Genomic DNA, 14598 nt, shown 5'->3' with positions numbered 1-14598 from the left:
CGATTGGCTGCTCTGGTACAACCGCGACCGGCTGCACTCTACGCTGGCATACGTCAGCCCGATGCAGTTCGAGCAGGACTGGCTTGCCAATCAGCCACAGCAAGCCAACTCATGAACTCGGCTATGGGGTACGGATTCCAGGGCAAGGTCAGAGACGCTGCCTTGGGAGCACGTGGTGGTCTTCAGGAAGACCCGGTTGGACCGACGCAGCATGGTTTCTTGACCAATTACCTGGTCACAAACGCGAGAGCGACGCCCCCACAAACTACCAGTATCACGCCGAAGACAGCCAGAAAGATTTCCCTTCGATCCTCGCTGCGACGTACAACATCGTTCTCCTGAACGCGTAGGTAGTCGTCCAACGGTGGCACCATGGATTCGATGCTGTGAAACCCAAATCGCTTGAGTAGCGCCTGCTCCATGGCGAGGCCCGCAGGGGTAGCTTGTTGTTCAAACATATAGAAGAAGTCCGCTGCCTGTGGTTGCCCTATCGGTACATTGGCTAACCTTGGCGAAATAGGCCTTGTCGCTCTCCGTGGCCACCATGTACTTAATGCGGGTGTCTTCGTGGTCTTCAAAAAGATCGATCAGCCCGAGCTTGCGCGGCGACTTTAGCCGGCGATGCACCGTCGTCGGTGACGTGTCCGGGCTCAGGGCCATGGCCAGAAGCACCGTGATGCTGGCGCCGGTGGCCCAGGTGGCCGCCAGACCATTCAGTACGCGTTCTTCCAGCGCATCCAGGCGGGGCAACCCGCGGATCGCACTCACCAATTTCAAAAATCGGAGAAAAGCTTCGGATTGTTCGTCATGTTTGGTCACATGCACCTCTTCAGGTCTATTTACTTGCCAATTTAACAACTATATTCTGCCTGCAATTGTGGTGCGTGGAGGCGCTCTCCGATGGAAAAATTCAGGCCCAACTATCAGTTCGAGTACAAACGGTGGACTGTCGCGGTAAAGCTCGACGCAACCCCATCAGGAAGCAAGTTGCGCGGTGTTGCCGACCTGCACTTGAATGAAGGATTCGTGCATGAGATCGCGCTACCCAGTGGTTCTCTTCAGGGTTCGGCCGCCATCGCGGACTTGGTGACACGAGCCCGCACCTACATCGACGCGCAACCTCCAAAGGCCGCCAGGCCGTACGAACCGAGCGCCGAGCGATGACTGAACAACTGCCCACTGGGCACAAGCTGATCGTGCTCAGGCTGCTAAAGATCCCGGTTCCTGCGCGACCAACGCGCGTATTGCTATCGACGGCATCAAATCCGCAGCCCACCGAGCGTGACTTGCAGGTTGCCCTGGCCTGTTGGGAAGCCGAGATCGATCGACTGCATACGATCAAGTGCTGACGCAGAAGGGGTTCTGACAACCGGGCTAGCGGCGTTCCACTGGAACGATCGCAAGCAACAGTTTCAGCATGTAGATCACGACTACGGTTCCCGTGAAATCGCCGAAGGCCATGATTGGAAATCCGCTCAGGAGGTGGCCGCTCTTGCCGTGGGCGTTGAGCTAAAGATGATATGGCAGGGGGCTTGCCACGGCGAAGGCGACCATTCAACCAAACAACTGCCCTGGCGTTAGGTTCATCAGTGAAGCCTGCGGTCCGAACAGACGCTGGGCGAGGCGATACACCAAGTAGGGGGCCGCTGTGGGCAGAAGGCCGCCCATGAAGGCGCGCTCGAAGGTCGTCCGTGAAAAAGTAGAAAAAGCTCACCAGCTAAGACACTATAAGCAGGCCAAGGGCGCCGGCCTCCCCGAACCTCAACATGCACCGCAGCCTAACACCTGCCTGCAGGTAGACCCAGTTGATACCAGGCACGAACTCAAAGACTGAAAACAGCGGGGCGTCGTCCCGACGAATGGGTGAGATCGAGATTGGGCCGCAACGGGCATGAAGCTGATCCCAATTTTCAAGTGGTTCGAAACAAGTCAAAGAAACTTCTACGATGATGGGCAAACAATCAATGAGTTCAACTGCATCTGAGTCAAGCTTCGGCGTAAAGCTGAGACCGTCGACCGGTTCTCGCATATCCAGCGGGACGTGATAGTCCCAGGCAGTTTCGTCGCGATCAAGGACGGAAAATTTAGCCGCCTATGAGCTGGCTGTCGATTCGCTTAAAGGATGATCGTTTGGCGAGGTTGTACGGGAAGCCCACGACCCAGAACAGCAAGCAGAGGAAAAGCCGGCCCCACGCGCCAAGATTTCCAAGACCTTGAATTTGGCCTTTCTTCACGCCGATTGTTTTAGCGTCTACGAGAACCCAAATGCTAGAAACAACGACCACAATCAACATGAGTTCTGACATGCAAGTTTCCTGTCTCGACTGTTGAATTCACGCTTGCTACGCCCGCGCACTTGGCTGCACGTTCAGAAATCTTTGAATCCGCGAATACCGTTTTTCCCTGCGCAACATGCGCACCCCTCAGGGCCGACGCCCAAGTATTACATGTCATTCTGGCAAGCAAAAAACTGAATTCGAGCTGGTCTTGTTGTTTGCATTCACACTGTGGGAGATCGCATGAATCGCTCGAATATCAGCAGCGCGGCGCGCAACGCGTAAAGCACGATCACAGTGCCCAGCAGATCTCCCACAAACATGGGGATCAGCCCGATGAAAAGATTGGAGGTGATGCCCACAAGCCAGAAGAACACGTTGTGCGGAATCACATTGCAGAGGGCACCTACCACCGCGAAGACGGTAAGCTGCGCCGTCGTGAGGCCTTGAAGATTGAGTCCCACTTTCAACCACCGCATCGTGAGATAGACCGCGACCAATGGCCCTGTCGCGGAGAGCGTGGCGACAGCAATCGACTCGAGCGCGTTGCCACCGAACATGGGCCCATTTGTGATGAGGGTTCCAACCCACAGGCCCATCGCCCCCTGTCGTCCTAACAGCATCACGCCGAGCAAACGGACAGCTGCTGGCAGAAAAATCCAATCGATAACGAATGGTGTCCAGTGGAAGTGACCGAAAACCCAACTGTTGAGGCGAAACAGCAGTATCCAAGCGGCCGCTGTGGCGGAAATCCGTAGCAACGCCGTCCCCTGCCACATAAGGCTAAGTTGTCCGGGCGCGTGTGGCCATATCCAAACATTGGCCCAGCTTCGCAAAGTAGGTCGTTGCCATGTCTGTCGGCATCACGTATTTGATGCGGTTGTCGTCCTCATCCTCGCGAAACTTGATCAGGCCTTTCTGTCGCAACGTCTTCAACCGGCGGTGCACGGTGGTCGGAGACGTGTCTGCCCCCAGTTCCATCGCCTCCAAAACGGTGACCCTCGCACCTGTCGCCCACGTTGCGGCCAATCCGTTCAGCACACGCTCTTCGACTGCATCCAAGGCTGGAAAGGTCGGCAACCCCTTGATCGCGCTGACCAAATTCAGGAACCGCAGGTATTTTTGCGATAGAGCATCAGTTTTCGCCATGAGTGTCCACGCCGTATTCGGCAACTGTTTCCACTTTAGCAATTATTGAGGTCGGACGTGTTTTTGACGGGGCCATCTGTCGGTGGAGCGGTTGTGGCCTTCCTCGCTTCCACCCCTTCGCCGGAGTCTTGATAGCTCAGCGCCCGGCGTTCCGATTCTTACCTGTACGGGAACTGTGAAACACCGAACAGGGTTGAGGACGGGAGGTCGACCAATTATGAAAGAGCATCACCCAGAGCTTTTGCGTGCTGTGCACCCCGAATAGCCGGACGCGCCCGCCAGAACGATCACGCTGACAACAACATGCGAAACGATCGCTGGTTTTGAGGTGGCCATGGCCAGACAGATGAAGCGATGGGCAATCTTGGTGGACGGCCTCGGCCTGGCCGTCGTGAAAGCCGTCGCGCGCATGCACGGCGGGATCGTGAGCGAGACCAGCGTCGATGACGTCAACACCATCGGCTTCAACGTGGTGCCCGCCGCACGGCCCGATTCGATCCAAGAGGCGGCATAGTCTCGACGGCCCAGAGAGGCCGTCGGTCTGCGGCGCCTGTTCCCGGATCGGGCCGCGCTCTGGCGCCGACAATCACGCTCATCAATCTGTTTCGTAAAGAAAAAGATGCCCGACACCCTGCTTGGCGGTTTGCGGATCCTGATAACGCAGGCGGACGACTTCATGGGGCCGACGTTGTGCGAAGTCCTGGCCGAGCACGGTGCGGACGTCATCGCGAGTCGGGAATCGCTGACCGACCCGACCGCGCCCGCCGCGGTCGTCACGGCCGCCGGACGCGTCGATGTGTTGATCGCGAATCTTGCCGTTCCGGCACCGTCCACCGAAGCGGTTTCCATCAGCGACGACGAATGGCGCTCCACCTTTGCAGCGCTGGTCGATCCGCTGCCGCGGCTGGTGCGGGCCGTGCTGCCTTCGATGATCGAGCGCAAGTCGGGACGCATTCTGGTCATGGGCAGCGCGACGGCCTTGCGAGGAATGCGCCGCACGGCAACGTACGGCGCGGCCCGCGCGGCCCAGATCGGGTACGTCCTGAGTGCGGCCCTCGAGGCTGCTCAGCACAACGTGCAGATCAACGCAATTGCCCAGAATTTCGTGGAAAACCCGACGTACTACCCGGTCGAGGTCCAGGCCAAGCCACGCTTTCAGGAGTTCATGAAGCGGGAGGTGCCGCTGGGCAGACTCGTCAGCGCGAGGGAGGACGCCGAGTTCGCCGCTTACCTGTGCAGCAAAGCGGCAGCGTGCTTCGTGGGACAGGTCTTTCCCGTTGCCGGAGGTTGGGCGATTCGCTGACGGTTTGGCGGTCGGATCGATCACGAATCCGACAGCACCACCCGTGCCGCCGTGATGCGCAACGCAGGGAAAACGCTGTAGCGAATCGCGACGTCCCAAAGCGCAACGCACCGCTCTGAGCGACCGATCGCGCGACAACCGCGCGTTTTCCCAGGCTGCGGGAAAACCTTGTACATCGTCACTTTCCCTTTGTAAATCAACGCCTTGCGGTGCAGTCGCGGCGTGGCACAGCCGTTGCTGAAGCAGGGGGAGCGTGGCGGAGTGCCACGCGTGAATCTGTCCGATGGACTCATACCCCGCATGGAGAAGACCCGATGAAAGCCGCAGTCCTGCATCAGTACGACGAGAACCTCAGCAGCAACGAATTCGTCCAGTACGAAGACGTGCCCGATCCGAAGATACAGCGTCCGACCGATGTCATCGTGCGCATCGGTGGCGCCGGTGTGTGCCGCACCGACCTGCATGTGGTGGAAGGCATCTGGCGCCATCAAGTCGATGTGAAGCTGCCCTACATCATGGGTCACGAGAACGCGGGCTGGGTCGAAGCCGTGGGCTCGGCCGTCACCGGCGTGAAGGTCGGCGACGCCGTCATCTGCCATCCGCTGGTAACCAATGGTCACTGCCTGGCCTGCCGCCGCGGCATCGACACGCATGCCGAGGAGAGCAGTTTTCCCGGCATCAATGCCGATGGCGGTTATGCCGAGTACCTGCTCACCGGCGAGCGCTCGCTCATCAAGCTGCCCAAGTCGCTGGCGCCGAAGGATGTCGCGCCCTACACCGATGCCGGGCTGACGGCGTACCGCGCGGCCAAGAAGGCGTCGCGCCATCTGCTGCCGGGCGAGTACGCGGTGGTCATCGGTGCCGGCGGGCTCGGGCACATCGGCATCCAGGTGCTGGCCGCACTGTGCGCTGCGGAAATCATCGTGATCGACCGAACCGACGCGACGTTGGCGCTGGCCAAGGAATGCGGTGCGCATCACACCGTCAAGGCCGACGGCAACGAGGTCGAGCGTGTGCTCGAACTCACCAAGGGCAAAGGTGCCGAGGCCGTGATTGACTTTGTCGGCGAAGGCGACGCCATTGCCAAGGGCCTGGCCATGACCCGCAACGCGGGGAGCTACTACATCGTCGGCTATGGCGGAAAGATCGAGATTCCGAGCATCGACATGGTCACGCCTGTTTTGCGCAACATCTTTAATACGACTGGAACGAGTGAGGTAAAGGTTGGTGTTGCATCCGCTGTACCCGCCGTCCTTGCTTCCCCTCGCCGAGTCCAGACCTCAATCCAGCTTGACCCCGGTCGCTTTGATCACCAGTCCCCATCGCTCGGCTTCCGCGCGCGCCATCTCGAAGAACTGCTCCGGGGTCCCGGGTATCGCATCCATGCCGATGTCGGCAAAGCGCTTTTGAACGGCAGCAGTACCAAAGGACTTGTTGAGGTCGCCATTGAGTTTCGCAACCACGTTGGCGGGTAGGCCCGCGGGTCCGAGCAACCCCTGGAACGCGAAGACCTCGCTGTCGCGCACGCCGACTTCGGTCAGCGTCGGGACGTTGGGCAGGAGCTTGCTGCGCGTGGCTGAACCGATTGCCAGCACGCGCACCTTGCCGCTTTGCATGATCTGCAGTCCGGACGCAAGGTCCAGGAACATGCAAGGCACCTGGCCTCCCATCACATCGGACATCGCGGGCGCCGCACCGCGGTAGGGGATGTGCGTGATAAATGTACCGGTGCGGTTCTTGAACATCTCCATCGCGAGGTGATGCGGAGAACCGTTGCCCGGCGAGGCGTAGTTGACTTTGCCGGGGTTCGCCTTGACGTAAGCGACAAACGCCTTGAAGTCCTTGGCTGGAAAGTCGGGGTGAACGACCAGCGCCAGCGGGAACTTGCCAATCGCGCCGATGTAGGTGAAGTCCTTTTGCGGATTGAAAGGCAAGCGCCCGAAGAGGTGCTCGTTGAAAGCCAGCACGGCGTTATCAGCCGACATGATGGTGTAACCGTCGGGCCTGCTTTTGGCGACCAGGTCGGCGCCGATGTTGGTGGCTGCGCCCGGACGGTTGTCGATCACGATCGGCTGGCCGAGCGTGACCCGCATCGATTCGGCAAGCGTGCGCGCGATGACGTCGGTGCCGCCACCGGCCGGATACGGCACGATCCACTTGACGAGCTGGTCGGGGTAGTTCGATTGCGCGCGCGCGAAAGGTGCGGCGGCGAGGGCGGCGCTCGATGCAAGGGTGGCGAGAAGGGTTCGGCGGTCCATGAGTTTCAATGTTCTTCGGGGCGGGTGGAGAGGGGTGCGATGGTGTGGACGGCGGACAACGATGGTACGGGCAGGCCTTGCAGCGCATCGGCGATGGCCTTGCGGCAGCGGTCTTCATCGCCGACCTGCTCGAAGAGCAAGAGCGCGAGCCGTGCGAGAAACAGCGACTCGCGCTCGGGCGAGGCTTCGGTCACGGCCCGTGCGCATGCGGCGTAGAGGCGATCGCGGCATTCGGGTTGGAGCTCGTTCATGCGTGGATGTCCTTGCCGGACGCGACAGCGCGCTTCAGCGCATCCGCCAGCGCCGCAGCATCGACACGGCGCCAGCGCGCCGCGACATGCCCGTCGGGCCGCAGCAGGTAGGCCGCACCGCGCTGTGCACCGAGTGCTGAGAGCAGCCGCTCATCCGCTCCGTGCACTCGTCGAGTAGTTAGTGGAATGCCGATGCCGAAGGCGTCTCTTTCGTGCGCGATCTCGGCCTCCGTCAGGGGGTCGGGCGAACCCTCCGGGGCAAAGATCCACAGCATGAAAGCGTCCGCTTCGCCTTGCGCGAGATGACCGTCCTTGAACGCGAAGCCGGGCATGGCTTCGCCGGCAAGCGGCCCGGCGGCAAGCAGATCGCCATCGCTCGACAAAGCCGAGTCCGCGTAGCGCACGGCCTCGGTTTGCCGCGGGTTCACCAACTGCGCGATGCCCGCGTGCTCGCCGGCCAGCGACAACGCCGCTTCACGCATCAGGTCGAAGCCGCGCGATGGCGGCGACATGAATTCGGTGCTTCGCATCGCGCTTTCGGCGTTGATCCGGAAAGCAGCGATGCGCTCCTGCGAGTAGTTGTCGAGCAGCGCATCGCCGGCCCGCCGTTCGATCACGTAGGCCAGCTTCCAGGCCAGGTTGTCGGCGTCGTCGAAGCCGGAATTGAGCCCGCGCACACCGAAGATCGGCAGTGCGTGCGCGGCGTTACCCGCGAACAGGATGCGCCCGTGACGGTAGTCGGCCAGCGTCATCGCGCCGGCGCGGTAGACGGAAGTCCACACGGTTTTCCATGGCAGGTGCCCTTCACCAATGGCGTCGAGATGGCGCTGAACGAATTCAGCGACTGCGTGCGGTTGCAGCGCGTCTTCGGTGCGCTGGTCTGCGCGAAGCTGGTAGTCGATGCGCCAGATGTCGTCGGGCTGCCGATGCATCAGCACGGTGGCACCGCGGTGCCACGGCGGGTCGAACCAGGCGCGTCGCTCGGTCGGATGATCGCTCGCCATTTCGATGTCGATGATCACGTAGCGTCCCTCGTAGGCCTCGCCTTCGAGGGCCAGTCCGAGTGCCTTGCGCACGAAGCTTTGCCCGCCGTCGCACGCTGCGAGCCACAGCCCTTGCAGGCGGTATTCGCCGTCGGCGTTGCGTACGGTCAGCGCCACGGTCTCGGCATCCTGTGCAAGTGACGTCACTTCCGTGCCCCATCGAAGATCGATCAGGCCCGGCTGCACGGCATTGCGCCGCTCGATCTCGTCGAGCAGGACTTGCTCGATGTCGTATTGCGCGAGGTTGACCATGGGCGGTAGGGTCTGTCGCGGGTCCGCGGGCATCTCGAAGCGGAACACTTCATCGGTCTTGTAGAAGCTGCGGCCGACCGACCAGGGCAAGCCCTTGGAAAGGAAACCCGGAAGCGCCCCGAGCCGTTCCATGAGTTGCAGGCTGCGACGCGAGACGCAGATGGCGCGACTGCCGACGCAGACGGTGTCGTCGGCCTCCAGCAGCACGCTGCGAACGCCATGATTGGCCAGCCCGAGGGCCAGTGCCATCCCGACCGGCCCGCCGCCGGCGATGAGAACCGGGTGACGTCCGGGCTCGATCCCACCGGACAGCGCCGGAGTTCGCGGCGCGTGGCGAACATGGCGAAAGCTGCCGACCGAAGGGGCGATCGCAGCGACTGGAGCGGAAGGTGAAGTGTCCATGCGACGGGATTGTCCCGATGGCAATTCATCAGCAGTGTCGTAACTTCGTACGACGTAGTTACCCTGAGATCCAATGAGACGCTGGCGCATCGCCCCTTCGGACTACCCCTTGTCGTCGACCGTCGTGGCCGACGTCATGGGCGGCATCGGCACGCCGCACCTGGCGGTCAGCTTCCTAGGCGCGATGCAGCGGGTGTTGCCGGTTACCTTTTGTACGATCTTCGCGGCGGGCGCGTCGGCTCGGCTCGAAACCGTGTCCGCCGCGAGCAGCTACGGACAGACGGCCGAGCGCACGGCGGCGCGATACATCGCCGAGCGCTTCGACCGGTGCGATCCGCACATGCTCTGGCTGAACGCTCGCCCATTGCCACGACAAGTGCAGCGCTGGATCGGCCACCACCGTGCCGACGAGCTGGTCGACGATGCGTACCGCGCTGCCTGCTACACAGACGTCGGGATCAAGGAGCGCGTGTCGGTGCTGATGCTGATGCCGACCGGGCAGCGCGCGGCGGTCAGCTTCTACCGCAGCTTGGCACAGCCGCACTTCAGCGCGGCGGACTTCGCACTCATCGGCGCGCACGCCGTCGTGCTGGCGGGTGCGGCTGCTGCCCACGGGCGCAGCACGGAATCTTCCGCGCGGGCCGCGGGACCCTGCATCGAGCCGTTGCGCCTTGTGATGCTGAGCCAGCGAGAAAGAGAAGTCATTGGCCAACTGCAGACCGGCCGCACCGCAAGGGAAGTCGCCGAGGCATTGGGTGTCGGTGTGTCGACGGTACGCACGTACCAATACCGGGCCTTTCGGCGACTCCGCATCGGGACATTGAAGGAACTGCTCCGACGTGGCTGAGGGGGCAAGCAGAGGCTGCGCCGCTCAGTCGAGCTACCTGGCGTCCCCCTCAAGCATCCACCGTTTCAAGGGTCGAACAGCTTGGAGTCGCAAACTACCTAAATCGCTTTGTACGATTTCTAAGTATCGAATTTGCTTTTGCGAGGGTAAGTCTGGTGACTTCGAAGCTTGCTCAGACAGACAGACAGACAAACGGGCGTGCAAGGCTCGAATCCCAGAGGGTCGCGCACGACAACATTCAGGCGGACGTCGAGGCAGTGCCCATCGAATTCGCCAACCTCAAGCGCCTGCCGCGCCGCAGGCGCAGACACATCGCCCGGCATGCCCTTGAGGTGACTGGCACCGGCGAGTCGTGCGCCGCGTGCGAAGCTGCGCAGGCACTCCGCGCGCGCCACCTTGGACAGGGACCGGATGCCCATGCGTTGCGCGTTGAAGGGATAGTCGGCAGCAGTGAGACCCACCTTCCTACATTGGCGAAGAAAGTCGGTATGGAGGTGCATCAAACCCCGGAACCTTGCGCGCAGGCCGTCGCTGGTAGACGTCTGCTCGCCAGCGATGCGCTTGGCACGAACTTGCTCAGTGATCCAGTCCGCGATGGCTGGGAAGCGTTGCAGCAAGTCAGCGAACGCCGCGGCTACGCCGGAACCATCTGACCGCAGCCGTATATGTCCTCATTTTCATCGGGCTTGAACAGCGAGTCATCCCGGCGCAGGGGCTTCCTTTTCGAGGTCGAGCACCGGGCGCTGTTTGCGGCGGGCTCGGAAGAACGCCACGAACTGCCAGACCACCAGAACGCCGATCACGCTCAGAAGCGTCGCGCTGATCGGGCGGTTTACGAAGGCGCTGAAGCTCCCGCGGCTGAGCAGCATGGCGCGCCGGAAGTTTTCCTCCAGCATGGGTCCGAGAATAAAGCCCAGCAGCAGCGGCGCGGGTTCCATGTCCAGGCGCAGGAACAGATACCCGACCAAGCCGAAGACCGCCGTGATGTAGATGTCGTCGAGGCTGTTGTTGATTCTGTAAGTGCCGATGCAGCAGAAGAACAGGATCGCAGGGAAGAGCACCGTGGAGGGGATCTTGAAGACCGACAGCCAGTAGCGCACCAGCGGCACGTTCAACACCACCAGGAAGCAGTTGCCGATCCACATGCTGGCCACCAGTCCCCAGAAAAGATCCGGATGGTTGGCGATCATGTTGGGACCGGCTGGATGCCCTTGACGATGAACGCCGCCATCATGAGCGCCATCACGGGGTTCTCCGGGATGCCGATGGCCATCAGCGGGATGAAACTGGTGCGTGTCGCCGCCTCGTCTGCGGCGGCCTGGCCGGCCACGCCGTCGATGCAGCCGGTGCCGATCTCGGGCTTGTACTTGCTCAGCTTCTTGTCCGCCGCGTATGCGGCGAACTGGGCGATGGTTGGGCCGCCGCCGGGCAGGATGCCCAGCACCGAGCCGATCACGCTGCCGCGCAGAGCACTCGGAATGATCCGTTTGAACTCCGCCCAGGTCGGCATCAGCTTGATCTTGCCGTTGAAGGGTGTGAGAACATTCTTGTTGTCGAGATTTTTGACCACCTCCGCGATGCCGAAACAACCCAATGCAATGCTGATGAGGCCGATGCCGTCCTGCAGGAACGGCAGGTCCATCGTGTAGCGCGCCACGCCGCTGTTCACGTCCGTGCCAACCATCCCCAGCAGCACGCCGACCATGGCCATCGCCAGACCGTTGAGCAGGCTGCCGCTGCTGCCGCTGCTGACGAAGCTTACGCAGAAGAAGCCGAGCAGCATGAGGGCGCAGTAATCCGCAGGACCGAATAGGAAGCCCACTTCGCCCAGCGCCGGCGCCATCGTCGACAGCACCACGATGGCCACGGTGCCCCCGATAAAGCTCGAAATGCCCGCGGTGAACAGCGCCAGCCCGGTTTTGCCCTTCAGCGTCATCTGTTAGCCGTCGATGCACGCAACGATGCTGCTGGCGTGCGGGATTTTCATGGTGATCGCGCTCACGCTGTCACCGTATTGCGCACCGTAATAAATGCCGGCCAGCAGGATAATCGCGCCCCCGGTGGGGATCGAGTAGGTCAGTGGCAGCAAGAGGCTGATGGTCGACAGTGGCCCCAGGCCGGGCAGCAGTCCCACCAGCGTGCCGACAGTGCACCCAAGGGCGCAGTAGAAAAGGTTCTGGATGGTCAGCGCGTGTTCAAAACCGAACGCGAGATTGTGAAGGACTTCCATGTCAGTACAGCGGCAGGCTCAGGCCGAGGAAGTTTTTGAACGCGAACGCAATGGCCAACAGGCCCACCGAGATCTTAAGGTTGCGTACCAAGGAGTAAGAGGTGCCGGCCAATGTCGAGCAGAACACCAGAAAGATGATTCCCAGGATCATGTTCAGGTAGGCCGAGATCACCGCGAAACCCACCAGGCTCGCCAAAATGATGGCGATATTCCTGACGTTGTAGCTCAGCGGCGCCGGCGCCAGGAAGTACGCCTGTACGGTGACCGTCAGGCCGATGCCGAACAGGAATCCACTCACCATGAATGGGAAAAGGCCCTGTCCCGACCTGCTGAGCTGCCCGATTGAATAGCGGGTCGCCACTGTGCCGAATAGCAGGGCGATCGCCATGAGAACGAGCCCTCTGACGAAGTTGCGGTTGCTCAGGTTCATGGCCGTGCGCCTCCAGTAATTTGTGCGCGTGGCGATGCCGTTAATTGGTGATTCCTCATCCGTATCTCCGTGTTGTTAGAGCGGATGCTAGAAATTTCGACTTTCAATCTGCTTTTATTGGCACAGGCTGGCGCAAGATTACGTGTTATCACTCACAGGGTAAATCCGTATGCGGAAGCCGAGTCGGACCCGCGCCAGGGGTTTGCGGGGTCGAGACTGCGCACTATGTCGACAGTTTGCTTGGTCTCCTTTTTGCTGCGATGTCTTGGGCAAATTAGTTCGAGAACAAGCGCGCGGCGAGTGCAGTTGCTCACTCGAATCACTCCAGGTAAGAGCATGGGCGCATCGAATCCAACTGCTGCGAGTTGATGGTCGAGCGCCTGACGCCCATTCCTCTGCGGGCATCTCGAGAATGTGTGCTCCGACTTGGAGCAGCTGCCCATCGGCGGCTTGCAACCGGGCGACGAACTGAAAGCATCCCCGAGCCGGGTCGCCGGTGGTGAGGCCCTCACAGCCGTACCATTGCAAATCAAGCCAAGGGCAGCCAAGGCCGTCACGCCTGTGGTGGCACGTGTGGCGGCCGTAGCGTCACCTACAGCAACGGATGACAAGTGATGACACCGTTTCGCTGATCCCCAACGGAGCGGCAGCGCAAACGATGCACGCCGCTTCCCCTAAATCGACGCTTCGGGCTGACCCAGCGTATTCCTCGGAGCATTCATGGTTGAACTGCGTTCGATGCGGCGCTGGTGCATTGGGAGTTTGGCCAACGGCCTGCTCGCGGCGCTTGCCTTGTCGGGACGTGCAGGAGAAAGCACGGACCGGCTGCTCGCTGCCCTTTGAGCTGAAGCCGGCATGGTGGCTGGCGGAGATCGGTGCCGGCACGGCATCTGTCGGGGCACATGTGCCAGGGTGTGGCGCCGTCAGCCGGGTGGTCGCACAACGCGTTGGTCGTGCGCGCCGCTGCGCCGATCCAGGCCACGGCACAGGTGGACAGGGCTGGAGCCCGAGTCGCGGCGGTGAAGGGACAAACGCAGCAGATCGTGTCGAGCGCCACCCTCAAGCAGGCGGACATGACCGTGCTTGAGACCATGCGGCAGGTGCGCGAGGCAGGGCTGACCGGTATGTTTGCCATGCGCGTCAATGTGCCGGATTCGTCGCACCATCTCGCGGATCGGGAGGCCGCCTTCGCGTGCGAAATCGATGCGGTGGTCATTCCGAAGTCCGAATGGCCGCAGCAGGCCTTTCCCGCGGCGCATTGGGTCAAGCGACGTGACACCGAGGTGCCGCGATCCCGTCCGCGCATGCTCATCGGTGGCATCGAATCCGTACGTGGCGTGTTGAATGCAGCGAAGCCATGGCACGCAGCCAAGGACTTCGAGCAGACTCCAAATTAAATAGAGTCCGTGAGGGTTCATGCATGCCAGTTATTGTAGCTACAATAACGTATGCAAGTGACCTTTGATCCCGCCAAGCGAGCCTGGACGCTCGCAGAGCGGGGTCTAGATTTTGCCGATGCTGCCTTTGTGTTCGAGGGCGACACCCTTGAGGTGGAAGACGACCGCAAAGACTATGGCGAGATCCGCATCATCTGCTTTGGCCTGCTGGCTGGGCGCATGGTAGTGGTCGGCTACACCCCGCGTGGCGCGGATCGCCACATCTTCAGTATGAGGAAAGCCAATGAACGCGAGCAAGCGCGCATCGGTCCGCAGTTTGGGCTCTGACCTCGCGAAGGTGGATGCCCACCAAGTGAGTGCATCGGAATACGACGAGCTGCCTGCGCTGACAGACGACATGCTGGTGCGTGCCACGGTCAACCGTGGCGGGCGCCCGCGCTCGGCATCGAACAAGGTGCTCTTGTCGGTGCGGTACAGCAGAGAGGTCGTGGACTTCTTTCGTGCAACCGGCGAAGGCTGGCAGTCTCGTATGGACGGCGCGCTGAAAGACTACGTCGCGCAGCACTCGCGTAGGTAATCACTTTAGAGCCGGCTTGAATGATTCGCGGGCATACCCTGGCATCTGTCTGCCAGTCGAACGCCGCGTTTCATATTGACTTTGCCCTCGAAAAACGTACCCCTTTCTGAGTGTTTCAATTCAGACAAGGAGAACGCAGATGACGAAGACGACGAGAGCGCGCTACACGCTCGAATTCAAGCA

The 14598-nt window shown here is 61.3% G+C and carries 19 protein-coding genes and 2 pseudogenes; 12 read left to right on the top strand and 9 right to left on the bottom strand.

Annotation, left to right across the window (positions count from 1 at the left end; genetic code table 11):
- Positions 1-115 (top strand): IS3 family transposase (locus QN413_RS25805; RefSeq protein ID WP_323499450.1); only part of this gene is annotated, 115 nt, incomplete at its 5' end.
- A 335-nt stretch (positions 116-450) separates the two neighbouring features.
- On the opposite strand, the gene QN413_RS25800 is transcribed toward QN413_RS25805, so the two are convergent.
- On the bottom strand, positions 451-819 hold the full coding sequence (locus QN413_RS25800) for a winged helix-turn-helix domain-containing protein (RefSeq protein WP_323499449.1): 369 nt from the start codon (positions 817-819) through the stop codon (positions 451-453).
- An 81-nt stretch (positions 820-900) separates the two neighbouring features.
- On the opposite strand from QN413_RS25800, the gene QN413_RS25795 reads away from it, so the two are divergent.
- The 3 genes from QN413_RS25795 to QN413_RS25785 all read left to right on the top strand — a co-directional run bounded on the left by QN413_RS25795 (position 901) and on the right by QN413_RS25785 (position 1834).
- Positions 901-1164 carry a hypothetical protein gene (locus QN413_RS25795; RefSeq protein ID WP_323499448.1) on the top strand — a complete coding sequence of 88 codons (264 nt, stop codon included), beginning with the start codon at positions 901-903 and terminating at the stop codon, positions 1162-1164.
- Positions 1161-1349 (top strand): hypothetical protein, encoded by a 189-nt coding sequence (locus QN413_RS25790; RefSeq protein WP_323499447.1) that lies wholly within the window; start codon positions 1161-1163, stop codon positions 1347-1349. Before QN413_RS25795 ends, QN413_RS25790 begins: the two co-directional genes overlap by 4 nt.
- 317 nt (positions 1350-1666) lie before the next feature.
- The gene (locus tag QN413_RS25785) at positions 1667-1834 is read left to right on the top strand and encodes a hypothetical protein (RefSeq protein ID WP_323499446.1); all 168 of its coding nucleotides are present in this window, start codon (positions 1667-1669) and stop codon (positions 1832-1834) included.
- Positions 1835-2084: 250 nt separating this feature from the next.
- Here the strand turns inward: QN413_RS25785 and QN413_RS25780 are convergent, their stop codons facing one another.
- From QN413_RS25780 to QN413_RS25770, 3 genes are all read right to left on the bottom strand, one after another.
- Complete coding sequence (locus QN413_RS25780; protein ID WP_323499445.1) at positions 2085-2306, bottom strand: hypothetical protein; 222 nt, start codon at positions 2304-2306, stop codon at positions 2085-2087.
- Positions 2307-2500: 194 nt separating this feature from the next.
- Entirely contained in the window at positions 2501-3055 is a 555-nt protein-coding gene (locus tag QN413_RS25775; protein ID WP_323499444.1) for a hypothetical protein, read from the bottom strand.
- Between the two features lie 4 nt (positions 3056-3059).
- Positions 3060-3425 carry a winged helix-turn-helix domain-containing protein gene (locus QN413_RS25770; protein ID WP_323499443.1) on the bottom strand — a complete coding sequence of 122 codons (366 nt, stop codon included), beginning with the start codon at positions 3423-3425 and terminating at the stop codon, positions 3060-3062.
- 334 nt (positions 3426-3759) lie between these two features.
- Here QN413_RS25770 and QN413_RS25765 point away from each other — a divergent pair, with 334 nt between their 5' ends.
- The 3 genes and pseudogenes from QN413_RS25765 to QN413_RS25755 all read left to right on the top strand — a co-directional run.
- Positions 3760-3939, top strand: a complete 180-nt coding sequence (locus tag QN413_RS25765) for a hypothetical protein (RefSeq protein ID WP_323499451.1) — start codon at positions 3760-3762, stop codon at positions 3937-3939.
- Positions 3940-4044: 105 nt separating this feature from the next.
- Positions 4045-4728: an SDR family oxidoreductase gene (locus QN413_RS25760; protein ID WP_323499442.1), complete on the top strand. Its 684-nt coding sequence runs from the start codon at positions 4045-4047 to the stop codon at positions 4726-4728.
- Between the two features lie 314 nt (positions 4729-5042).
- Positions 5043-5939 (top strand): annotated as a pseudogene (locus tag QN413_RS25755) (NAD(P)-dependent alcohol dehydrogenase); the annotation flags it as partial.
- A gap of 69 nt (positions 5940-6008) precedes the next feature.
- Here QN413_RS25755 and QN413_RS25750 read toward each other — a convergent pair.
- The 3 genes from QN413_RS25750 to QN413_RS25740 are packed head-to-tail and all read right to left on the bottom strand — an operon-like array spanning position 6009 to position 8934.
- On the bottom strand, positions 6009-6986 hold the full coding sequence (locus tag QN413_RS25750) for a tripartite tricarboxylate transporter substrate binding protein (RefSeq protein WP_323499441.1): 978 nt from the start codon (positions 6984-6986) through the stop codon (positions 6009-6011).
- A gap of 5 nt (positions 6987-6991) precedes the next feature.
- On the bottom strand, positions 6992-7237 hold the full coding sequence (locus tag QN413_RS25745; protein ID WP_323499440.1) for a hypothetical protein: 246 nt from the start codon (positions 7235-7237) through the stop codon (positions 6992-6994).
- Positions 7234-8934, bottom strand: a complete 1701-nt coding sequence (locus QN413_RS25740; RefSeq protein WP_323499439.1) for an FAD-dependent monooxygenase — start codon at positions 8932-8934, stop codon at positions 7234-7236. Before QN413_RS25740 ends, QN413_RS25745 begins: the two co-directional genes overlap by 4 nt.
- 73 nt (positions 8935-9007) lie before the next feature.
- On the opposite strand from QN413_RS25740, the gene QN413_RS25735 reads away from it, so the two are divergent.
- A complete protein-coding gene (locus tag QN413_RS25735; protein WP_323499438.1) occupies positions 9008-9781 on the top strand; it encodes a helix-turn-helix transcriptional regulator in 774 nt (257 codons plus the stop codon).
- A 155-nt stretch (positions 9782-9936) separates the two neighbouring features.
- Positions 9937-10434, top strand: a complete 498-nt coding sequence (locus QN413_RS25730; RefSeq protein ID WP_323499437.1) for a hypothetical protein — start codon at positions 9937-9939, stop codon at positions 10432-10434.
- Positions 10435-10479: 45 nt separating this feature from the next.
- On the opposite strand, the pseudogene QN413_RS25725 reads toward QN413_RS25730, so the two are convergent.
- Together QN413_RS25725 and QN413_RS25720 are read right to left on the bottom strand one after the other, a co-directional pair.
- Positions 10480-12011 (bottom strand): annotated as a pseudogene (locus tag QN413_RS25725) (tripartite tricarboxylate transporter permease).
- A gap of 1 nt (position 12012) precedes the next feature.
- The gene (locus QN413_RS25720) at positions 12013-12441 is read right to left on the bottom strand and encodes a tripartite tricarboxylate transporter TctB family protein (RefSeq protein WP_323499436.1); all 429 of its coding nucleotides are present in this window, start codon (positions 12439-12441) and stop codon (positions 12013-12015) included.
- A gap of 875 nt (positions 12442-13316) precedes the next feature.
- Here QN413_RS25720 and QN413_RS25715 point away from each other — a divergent pair.
- From QN413_RS25715 to QN413_RS25705, 3 genes are read left to right on the top strand one after another with little or no spacing between them, the layout of a single operon-like run.
- Positions 13317-13838: a hypothetical protein gene (locus QN413_RS25715; RefSeq protein ID WP_323499435.1), complete on the top strand. Its 522-nt coding sequence runs from the start codon at positions 13317-13319 to the stop codon at positions 13836-13838.
- A 51-nt stretch (positions 13839-13889) separates the two neighbouring features.
- Positions 13890-14165, top strand: a complete 276-nt coding sequence (locus QN413_RS25710) for a BrnT family toxin (RefSeq protein ID WP_323499434.1) — start codon at positions 13890-13892, stop codon at positions 14163-14165.
- 25 nt (positions 14166-14190) lie between these two features.
- On the top strand, positions 14191-14415 hold the full coding sequence (locus QN413_RS25705) for a BrnA antitoxin family protein (RefSeq protein ID WP_323499433.1): 225 nt from the start codon (positions 14191-14193) through the stop codon (positions 14413-14415).
- Positions 14416-14598 lie beyond the last annotated feature (183 nt).

This window comes from Variovorax sp. LG9.2 (genome assembly GCF_035018885.1).
Classification (GTDB): domain Bacteria; phylum Pseudomonadota; class Gammaproteobacteria; order Burkholderiales; family Burkholderiaceae_C; genus Variovorax.
The sequence above is the reverse complement of the archived record's forward strand: the minus strand, read 5'-3'. Positions and strand labels throughout refer to the sequence as shown.

Excerpts from the sequence above, each read along its gene's own strand:
- QN413_RS25790 (WP_323499447.1), top strand. The coding sequence starts at position 1,161 with ATGACTGAACAACTGCCCACTGGGCACAAGCTGATCGTGCTCAGGCTG.
- QN413_RS25745 (WP_323499440.1), bottom strand. The coding sequence starts at position 7,237 with ATGAACGAGCTCCAACCCGAATGCCGCGATCGCCTCTACGCCGCATGC.
- QN413_RS25770 (WP_323499443.1), bottom strand. The coding sequence starts at position 3,425 with ATGGCGAAAACTGATGCTCTATCGCAAAAATACCTGCGGTTCCTGAAT.
- QN413_RS25735 (WP_323499438.1), top strand. The coding sequence starts at position 9,008 with ATGAGACGCTGGCGCATCGCCCCTTCGGACTACCCCTTGTCGTCGACC.
- QN413_RS25760 (WP_323499442.1), top strand. The coding sequence starts at position 4,045 with ATGCCCGACACCCTGCTTGGCGGTTTGCGGATCCTGATAACGCAGGCG.
- QN413_RS25710 (WP_323499434.1), top strand. The coding sequence starts at position 13,890 with ATGCAAGTGACCTTTGATCCCGCCAAGCGAGCCTGGACGCTCGCAGAG.
- QN413_RS25750 (WP_323499441.1), bottom strand. The coding sequence starts at position 6,986 with ATGGACCGCCGAACCCTTCTCGCCACCCTTGCATCGAGCGCCGCCCTC.
- QN413_RS25795 (WP_323499448.1), top strand. The coding sequence starts at position 901 with ATGGAAAAATTCAGGCCCAACTATCAGTTCGAGTACAAACGGTGGACT.
- QN413_RS25785 (WP_323499446.1), top strand. The coding sequence starts at position 1,667 with ATGAAGGCGCGCTCGAAGGTCGTCCGTGAAAAAGTAGAAAAAGCTCAC.
- QN413_RS25775 (WP_323499444.1), bottom strand. The coding sequence starts at position 3,055 with ATGTGGCAGGGGACGGCGTTGCTACGGATTTCCGCCACAGCGGCCGCT.
- QN413_RS25720 (WP_323499436.1), bottom strand. The coding sequence starts at position 12,441 with ATGAACCTGAGCAACCGCAACTTCGTCAGAGGGCTCGTTCTCATGGCG.
- QN413_RS25740 (WP_323499439.1), bottom strand. The coding sequence starts at position 8,934 with ATGGACACTTCACCTTCCGCTCCAGTCGCTGCGATCGCCCCTTCGGTC.
- QN413_RS25780 (WP_323499445.1), bottom strand. The coding sequence starts at position 2,306 with ATGTCAGAACTCATGTTGATTGTGGTCGTTGTTTCTAGCATTTGGGTT.
- QN413_RS25765 (WP_323499451.1), top strand. The coding sequence starts at position 3,760 with ATGGCCAGACAGATGAAGCGATGGGCAATCTTGGTGGACGGCCTCGGC.